Here is an 8,047-nt window from a genome sequence, read left to right as displayed (position 1 = left end):
GGAAAGGCTGTCTATAAAACACCCAAGCCACATCAGCCGCAGTCAGAGCAGTCGACATCTACAAGACATCACAAAAATCCTTTGACGCCCTGAAAACATCTCAAAAAGGTTTATATGGTCTCACCGCGACCAACGGCTTCAGCGAAGCAATCACAGGCCGCGATATGTTTGGAAATAAGGTCTCGAAAGAACAGCAGGAAGCGAGTATGAATGCGGCGCTTGGAATGCTTTTGCCGTTTGGAGCGAAAGGGTTTCATGGTAAAATGGGGGTTAAGGGTACGGGTGAAATTGGTTGGAATATGTCAAAAGGCGGAGGGAAAATAAATGGAAGAATGTATTCTCACCATGCTTTGGAAAGAATGGCACCTGATACTCCTGAAGTAAAAGCTACTTTAACAAGTAGAGCAATTAAAAAAGCTGAAGAATTAGGATTTAAACCACAAACAAAAGAATTTAGTGATTTCATCAAAAAATATGTTGATCCAAGAAATATTCCACCTTCAGTTATTGAAGACGCTATAATGAATACAAAAAAATACCTGGTAATAGAAGTGGAACGTTTGTTCATGAAACTCGGGATGTCAAAGTAATTATAAATGAAGCAGGCGATGTTATCACAGTTATACCAAAATAATTAATAAAAGGATGAATACGAATGTTTATCAAGTATGATGAATATGATCTATTAGAACTTTTTCAAAGTGAGCCGGTGAGTATAACAGGCAATATAGATGATGGAGAATTAATTTATACTTACAAAGATGACCAAAATTTCAAGGTGATTTTAACTTTAGATGTATATAAGCAAACGAGTAGTCTAAGTATTACATTTAATGATTCTATAGTATTTACAGGTGATTTTAATAATGTAACAAGTATAAAAAAAGATGACAAAGCTATGGTAATGAACGTGGGCGAAGAAGAGAGGCTAAAAGTTAAATTTTATAAACAAGTTGGAGTGGAGTTACTTTAAAATAGCCTTATTGTATTAGAAAGAAATATAAAACAAATATGATATTCTCTCAGATAAATCAGTAGGTGAAGTAGTTGATACTTCTAAATATAATGTTATTGTTATCATACCTTGACTGGCTATATGCCTTTCAAGGTTTTTGTGTTTATTGGCCTTCATACCGATAAAATGGGGATCTTTTTTCCTGAGTGGGTCATCGTATGATAGAGACAAGCAAAACTAGGCACTCACAGCTTTTATGGTGAGTGTTTTTTAATGAGGGATACTTCACCTCATTTTCTTTGAATATAGATCTGAAAAAAGTATAGATGTTAAACAGTGAAATAGCAGACTAATCGCTTTGACGGCGAACTTCTTCATAAGAAAATAAGGTTGGTACAATAAACAGAAAAACATCCTCTAATAATGCATAGAGAATGCTGCTCTGTTTAGAAGGTGGAAATTATTTTAATTTATTTGTTCAATTAGTTTCACAAATTCGAGTGAAGAAAGGGTTTCTCAACTCAATATTCCCCTTTGATTTTAAAGAATGACCCACGAATCGTTCCAGCTAGTTTAGACTTCTGCCTAGCAAATTTAAATTTTCCTTCTAATTCCTTTGGTACTTCCATCCCTTCAGAAAGCTTAAAACCAACAGCACGTTTTTTCGGGTCATCCACTGTATACAGGACGTTAATTGAAAGACCATCCTCATAAAAGACGTAGGTCCATTTGATATTTTCCACTTGAAAACTTGCCGTTTCTAAAGGTTTGGCTGCAAACTCTAGTTCACGTTCTTCTTTTAACACTCGGTTTACATAATCAAGGGTCTCCTGACTATCGCTGGCAGGTAATACTGTAAATTCATGCTTATATTTGTTCATAAAGTAACGAGCCTCATTCGCTCGTAAGCCAGCAAGTGCTTCTGCTACAGGTGAAGACTCTAAACCAATCGTAGACACATGTTTAAAATCAACGATATAAGCCATTTCTATCCCTCCATATCCTTGTTATTTCCGTACAACAGGAATCCACATCTCACCAAGTAATAAGTCGTTTCGCTGTCCCATTTCTACCACTGCATTTGGTCCACCAACATAGGCAAAATTCTTTGCTTCAGGCAAGACTTGACCAAATGCAATACCAGTAAGCGTTTGATGCAATTCATCAGCGGTTTTAGCTTCCCCTTTAACGATTAGATATTCCCCTTTAGGAAATTGAATTACTCTGTCCGCTTCTGGTAACGATTCCTCTGTCATAACCCCTACATAATGCATCAGCTTGTTATTTACCGATTCGTTTACGATAAAAATATAGTCATTTGTGGCAATGGCTTTTAAGCTGTCAAGCTTACCTTCTTGGTTGACTGCTTGCCAAAAGTCTGCTTTTTCCTTCGTTATGCCCGCATAGTCTGTGTAATGACTCTTAAGTTCAGTTCCAATACCTAACACGTGAAAGCTGTCTTTTTCTTCTAGTATATACTCTGCCATATTCAACACTTCCTTTTGGTGAATTGATCAAATGTTTTTTTCACTTGATAAATATATAATAGGCTTAAACCATGTCAAAAAATGATACTGTTTAGGAGGACCAGATGAAAAAAGTTGAACGGATTAATACCATCATGCGGTATATTAACAACCGCTCCAACTTTACAATTACTGAAATCATGAGAGAATTTCATATCTCTCGTTCGACAGCAATTAGAGACATCAGAGAAATTGAAGCTATGGGGATGCCACTTGTCGCAGAAGTAGGAAGGGACGGAGGATATTTTGTAATGAACAATTCTGTCCTGCCAACTGTCCGTTTTACCGATAATGAGATTAAAGCTCTTTTTATTGCCTTTATGGCCACGAGAAACCAACAACTCCCTTATTTAAAGAGTCGCCAGTCTTTAGCTGAAAAATTACTAGGACTCATCTCTGAAACCCAGCAAGATGACCTTGTTCTGTTAAATCGCCTCATGCTATTTGAAGGGGCCAACCCGAATAATCCTGATCTGCTTGATTTGTCCGATCTCCCTCACCCCATGTTAGAAAAATTAATCCAATTGCTTATTTTGGATCGATATTTACTGATTACCATGAGAGAGGAGAAAGTGATCAAGTCCTATCCTATTTACCTTTTGAACCTTTATCGTGAAAAAAGCCTGTGGTTGATTGAATGCTTTGATGTAAAGGAAGAGAAGAAACGGATTCTGCCTGTCGACAATCTCACAGATGTAAAACCATGCTCTACAAAAAATAGATTAAGCAGGAAAAAGATTTTAGAAAAACTAAGTAAGCAGGAGGAAGTAATCAACCTTGTCCTTGAACTTGGTCCAAAGGCAATTGCACAGTTCAAAAAATACCATCCTTTCAAAATGTCAATTTCTTATACGAATCCTTACCAAACTACAGCCATTTTAAAAACTTTTATCAATGTTAATCATTCAGAAGAAATAACCGAAATAACAAATTGGCTATTTTTCCTAGGCGATGATATCAAGGTCCGGGAAATGCCTGTAGAAATCTTGGAAAGTTTACAAGAGAGACTACTCCTATATTGTCCATAATCAATGCTGGTTAGACCTCATATTAGATACATGAAGCTGAGTCGTATTTCGAATCAAATCTCAATGAACCACCAATCTTACTTCCATCTTCTGTAGATCTCAGCTGCGGAAGAAAACGGTTAAAGATTTAATAAAACTCGATCAAAATTTAAAAGGTGAATATTCTTTGTTAGAGACAGAGCAGCAAACTACAATGGCATTGTAAGCCGAAATGATGAATGCGACAAATGATGGAACAGCGATTCCTATGAATTTTGACAAGAAGGCAGTTAAATACATTTTAGATAAAGGGGTTAATTTTATTGATTTCTTATGATGAAGAACTAATAAAGGATTTGGAATTAAAAGACCTTCTTAAAAGTGTCAAAGTACATAAAAATCCCGAAATTTATTTAGATTTAATAGAACAAAAATTTGATTTTGCTGGTTCAAAAATAGATTGGTTACAAACAAATAAACATTATAGTAAGAGCTCAAATAATGAATCGTTACTTCCTGATGCTCTTCTATTTATAACTGAATTAAAAGACAAATATTTAGCTAATCACTTACAAGTGATTTACATAGGGGATAACCTTACAGAGTTTGGGTATCAGTTTGAATTAAAACATTTAGAAGAGCTATTAGTCTATTTTTTAGATATCCCACAGCACCACTACTTTATATCATTAAAAGGTGATTGGTGTATTTGTATTTCATTTGAAAACGATTTGGATTTCGGATTTAGTTTAAACAAAAAATAATTTTAAACGTCACGTATAGGAAAAATAAAAGATGATAAGAAGTGAAAAAACCTTGACTGGCTTTATATCATTCAAGGTTTTTTGTGTTTATTGGTCCTCAAACACTTAAAAAAAGACAAAGGACTCTTTGCCTGAAAGCACACTCAAATTGTGTGTTTTTCTTATGAAAAGAACACACAATCGCTGCACAGCACGTGCTGAAGACATTTGGACTTCTTTGATGCATGTGAGTTGATTAGACTTATAAGCAAAGAGAAGAAAGGAGGAATTCCAACTGTACTTAACCAAAAGGGGCACGACTTTACTATCTATGCTGCTTCACACGACATCTTATCTATCAATAGAAGATTTACAGAATCGGATGAAAGTCTCGACTCGAACCGTTTACGCTGAAATCAAACGAATGAACAGCTGGCTGGAAACTCATCAGCTTAGCGGTGTGCAGCGAAAAGGTCAACTTGGCTATTATTTAAATCCTCTGGAAAAAGAAATCATTATTCAAAAAGCTGACACCATTCTTGTTGGTCACGATTATGAACCATGTAAAAAGGAACGAAGGGCTATCTTGCTTTTATCCATAGCATGCAGCGAGCATTGCCTAAGAATTGATGATTTCATGAAGATGACAAAGGTGAGCCGAAATACATTGCTCGAGGATATGAAACAGCTAAAAGAGGCGCTTTCAAAGCAGGAGATCACACTCCGCTATCAGGCAGCAAGCGGCTATGTGATTTCAGGAGACGAAAGGGCCATTCGATTGGCACTCAAACCTTATATACATTTCATTCGCACAATGATAAAAAACGAAAAAACGTTTCCGTCATTTTGGTTAAAGGGACCTATTTCGTCCAAACGGGTACACCATCTCCTCCAGCAGTCAGAACAAGAACTTAAGCTTGAATTTGCAGATGAGATGCTGGATCAGCTCTCTTTGGATCTCTTTTTCTACTTCAAGCGGATGAAGCTAGGGCATGCTGTACACATTTCAAACGAAGAAAAGCGAACATTGCAGGAAACAGAGGAATGCTTGGCGGCTATTCGTTTCATGGCGAAGATTCAAAAAGAGGCCAGTCTCATTGTTCATGATGATGAGATCTATTTTCTTAGCACCCTATGGCTCAGTGCAAAAAAGCAAAAACTTCCATCAATTAAAAAACCAGAAGAACATCTCATTCGCACCATCGCCAGACAAATGATATTTGACTTTCAGCGATATGCTTGTATTTCCTTTCAAGAACCAAAAGCATTGGAGCAAAACTTAACCATGCATTTAATTCCAGCTTATTACAGGCTCATCTATCACATTGGTATAATCAACGAACTGACGGAGTCTATAAAAAAAGCACAGCCAGAAGTATTTGAAATCACTCAAAAAGTTGCCTGCCATTTAGAAAAGGCGGCCTGTTCAAAGTTGAGTGACCATGAAGTTGCATATCTCGCCATGCATTTTGGCAGCTGGATGAGAAGGGAAGGAATTTCATCCATTGTTAAGCGTTCTGTATACATTGTCTGCGGAGAAGGAATCGGCACAAGTTACATGCTGAAAACTCAGCTCCTCGAATTAATCGGCTACATCGAAGTACGAGGGCTGTTATCAAAGCGTGCATATGAAGAATTAGCAGCCGTTGATGCAGATTTCGTTGTGTCCACAACACCTATTTCGTTTAAAGGAAAACCAGTTCATCTCGTTCATCCTATTTTAACTGCCTATGAGAAAAAAACATTACTTCAATACGGGAAAGGCTTAGAAACGATGGTTGACGAGCAGTATGTAAACGCTTTATTCAACATCATTCAGCAGCATACCATCGTACAAAACAAACAAGCACTGCTGCATGACATTCAGGAGCTGCTTCATCCCACATATGTATCCTATCAGAAAGGGTGGAACCCAGTGTTAAACGATTTATTAACAGAACAAACCATTAAGCTCCACCAAACAGCAGACACATGGCAAGAGGCGATTACTAAAGCGGCGCAGCCTTTACTTGACCAAAATGCCATTGAAACAAGTTATGTAGAAGCCATGATTCAGTCTGTTCATCAAAATGGTCCTTATATTGTGATTGCACCACAAGTGGCCATTCCACATGCAAGGCCCGAGGATGGCGTGAACAAATTGAGCATGACACTCATGTCATTCAAACAGCCCATTTCGTTTTCAAAGGATGGCAAAAAGCAGGTGCGGCTCGTCATTGTGTTAGCCGCTATTGACAGCATGAGCCACTTGAAAGCACTCAAACAGCTGACCATGCTGTTAAGTGAAGAGAAACGGACGAAACAATTGATTGAAGCAGAAGATTTAGCATCGGTTCAAGAATTAATTGATCAATTTTCACAAGTATAAAGGGGGAAAAAGAGAATGAAAAAAATTCTTGTTGTATGTGGAAACGGGTTAGGGAGCAGCTTTATTGTAGAAATGAATGTCAAAAAAGCATTAGAAGAATTAGGTCTTAAAGCTGAAGTGGATCATACCGATCTCAGTACAAGTAAAAATGAACAAGCAGATCTTTATATCGGCGCAGCTGATATTATTGACCAGCTGAATGACGGCACAAGAAATGTGGCTGGCTTAAATAATTTGTTAGACCAGAAAGCCATTAAGGACGTCCTTCGTCAACACATTTAAGTCATGAAAAAGGGGGATTCACATCATGATAGAACTGATCATGAACGATATATTGGGCACACCTGCCATTCTTATCGGTTTATTTGCTCTAGCCGGTTTACTTTTGCAGAAAAAATCAGCCGCAGATACTGTGTCAGGCACCTTGAAAACAACCATGGGCTTTTTAATATTAGGGGCGGGCGCTACAGTGGTTTCGGATTCACTCGGGGTTTTTCGAAAGATGTTTGAAGCAGCCTTTCACATTCAAGGGGTTGTGCCAAATACAGATGCTATGGCCGCCATTGCTCAAAAAGAATTCGGTACACAGACAGCACTCATTATGATTTTTGGCATGCTGGTCAATTTGTTACTTGCAAGATTCACACCCTTTAAATACGTCTTTTTGACTGGGCATCATACGTTGTATATGGCGGCTATGCTCGCCGTCGTTCTCTCAACAGCCGGCATGCACGGGTGGCTGCTCATCTCAACTGGTTCAATGATATTAGGGGCAGCTATGGTCATTGCACCCGCAATCCTTCAGCCGTTTACGAGGAAAGTCACCGGAAGCAATGATCTCGCGCTCGGACACTTCAGTACTTTCGGTTATTTTACTGCGGGAATGATCGGCAAATGGGTTGGTTCTCCAGAAAAATCAACGGAAACCATTCAAGTGCCTAAATCACTCGGTTTTCTAAGAGATACATCTGTTGCCATTTCGATTACGATGGCTTTGCTGTTCTTTGCGATTGCACCGTTTGCAGGAATTCCTTTTATAGAACAAATTAGCGGGGGCACGAACTTCGCTGTCTTCATTCTCATTCAGGCGATTACGTTTGCTGCTGGTGTGTACATTATTTTAGCAGGGGTACGGATGGCCATTGGCGAGATCGTGCCTGCTTTCAAGGGGATTGCCGATCGATTCGTGAAGGGAGCAAAGCCGGCACTTGATGCGCCAACCGTTTTTCCATTTGCGCCAAATGCGGTCATTATTGGTTTTTTATGCAGCTTTGCAGGAGGCATCGTATCCATTTTTCTTTTACCTTTGTTTGGTTTAACTGTCATTGTCCCTGGTCTTGTCCCGCACTTTTTTTGCGGTGCTACAGCAGGAGTGTATGGCAATGCAACAGGAGGGGTAAGAGGTGCTGTCGCTGGGTCCTTTGTAAATGGGTTGCTTCTTTCCTTTT

General features: G+C 38.5%; 8 protein-coding genes and 2 pseudogenes. 8 read left to right on the top strand and 2 right to left on the bottom strand.

Features of this window, described 5'->3' with window-relative positions; translation table 11 throughout:
• Nucleotides 1-281 (top strand): annotated as a pseudogene (locus AOQ70_RS19905) (T7SS effector LXG polymorphic toxin); the annotation flags it as partial.
• A 374-nt stretch (nucleotides 282-655) separates the two neighbouring features.
• Nucleotides 656-973, top strand: coding sequence for a hypothetical protein (locus AOQ70_RS06460; RefSeq protein ID WP_039179063.1), 318 nt, complete (start codon nucleotides 656-658; stop codon nucleotides 971-973).
• Between the two features lie 503 nt (nucleotides 974-1,476).
• On the opposite strand, the gene AOQ70_RS06455 is transcribed toward AOQ70_RS06460, so the two are convergent.
• Both AOQ70_RS06455 and AOQ70_RS06450 read right to left on the bottom strand, forming a co-directional pair.
• Nucleotides 1,477-1,941: a hypothetical protein gene (locus AOQ70_RS06455; RefSeq protein WP_059375285.1), complete on the bottom strand. Its 465-nt coding sequence runs from the start codon at nucleotides 1,939-1,941 to the stop codon at nucleotides 1,477-1,479.
• A 21-nt stretch (nucleotides 1,942-1,962) separates the two neighbouring features.
• Complete coding sequence (locus AOQ70_RS06450) at nucleotides 1,963-2,442, bottom strand: GyrI-like domain-containing protein (RefSeq protein ID WP_059375282.1); 480 nt, start codon at nucleotides 2,440-2,442, stop codon at nucleotides 1,963-1,965.
• Between the two features lie 104 nt (nucleotides 2,443-2,546).
• Between AOQ70_RS06450 and AOQ70_RS06445 the strand changes: the two genes are divergently transcribed.
• From AOQ70_RS06445 to AOQ70_RS06425, 6 genes and pseudogenes are all read left to right on the top strand, one after another.
• Nucleotides 2,547-3,509, top strand: coding sequence for a helix-turn-helix transcriptional regulator (locus tag AOQ70_RS06445; RefSeq protein ID WP_059375278.1), 963 nt, complete (start codon nucleotides 2,547-2,549; stop codon nucleotides 3,507-3,509).
• Between the two features lie 106 nt (nucleotides 3,510-3,615).
• Nucleotides 3,616-3,777: pseudogene (locus AOQ70_RS19900) on the top strand (T7SS effector LXG polymorphic toxin); the annotation flags it as partial.
• Between the two features lie 34 nt (nucleotides 3,778-3,811).
• Nucleotides 3,812-4,252, top strand: a complete 441-nt coding sequence (locus AOQ70_RS06440; RefSeq protein ID WP_059375275.1) for a hypothetical protein — start codon at nucleotides 3,812-3,814, stop codon at nucleotides 4,250-4,252.
• Nucleotides 4,253-4,526: 274 nt separating this feature from the next.
• On the top strand, nucleotides 4,527-6,599 hold the full coding sequence (locus AOQ70_RS06435) for a BglG family transcription antiterminator (RefSeq protein ID WP_269433582.1): 2,073 nt from the start codon (nucleotides 4,527-4,529) through the stop codon (nucleotides 6,597-6,599).
• A gap of 15 nt (nucleotides 6,600-6,614) precedes the next feature.
• Nucleotides 6,615-6,881 (top strand): PTS sugar transporter subunit IIB, encoded by a 267-nt coding sequence (locus tag AOQ70_RS06430; RefSeq protein WP_039179043.1) that lies wholly within the window; start codon nucleotides 6,615-6,617, stop codon nucleotides 6,879-6,881.
• Nucleotides 6,882-6,906: 25 nt separating this feature from the next.
• Nucleotides 6,907-8,047 (top strand): PTS ascorbate transporter subunit IIC (locus AOQ70_RS06425; protein WP_059375269.1); only part of this gene is annotated, 1,141 nt, incomplete at its 3' end.

The sequence above is a fragment of the Bacillus sp. AM 13(2015) genome, from assembly GCF_001518755.1.
GTDB lineage: Bacteria > Bacillota > Bacilli > Bacillales > Bacillaceae > Bacillus > Bacillus safensis.
Note: the sequence above shows the minus strand (reverse complement) of the source record. Positions and strands in the feature narration are given on the sequence as shown.

Coding starts and splice junctions, on each gene's coding strand:
- AOQ70_RS06430 (WP_039179043.1), top strand. CDS start 6,615: ATGAAAAAAATTCTTGTTGTATGTGGAAACGGGTTAGGGAGCAGCTTT.
- AOQ70_RS06450 (WP_059375282.1), bottom strand. CDS start 2,442: ATGGCAGAGTATATACTAGAAGAAAAAGACAGCTTTCACGTGTTAGGT.
- AOQ70_RS06460 (WP_039179063.1), top strand. CDS start 656: ATGTTTATCAAGTATGATGAATATGATCTATTAGAACTTTTTCAAAGT.
- AOQ70_RS06445 (WP_059375278.1), top strand. CDS start 2,547: ATGAAAAAAGTTGAACGGATTAATACCATCATGCGGTATATTAACAAC.
- AOQ70_RS06455 (WP_059375285.1), bottom strand. CDS start 1,941: ATGGCTTATATCGTTGATTTTAAACATGTGTCTACGATTGGTTTAGAG.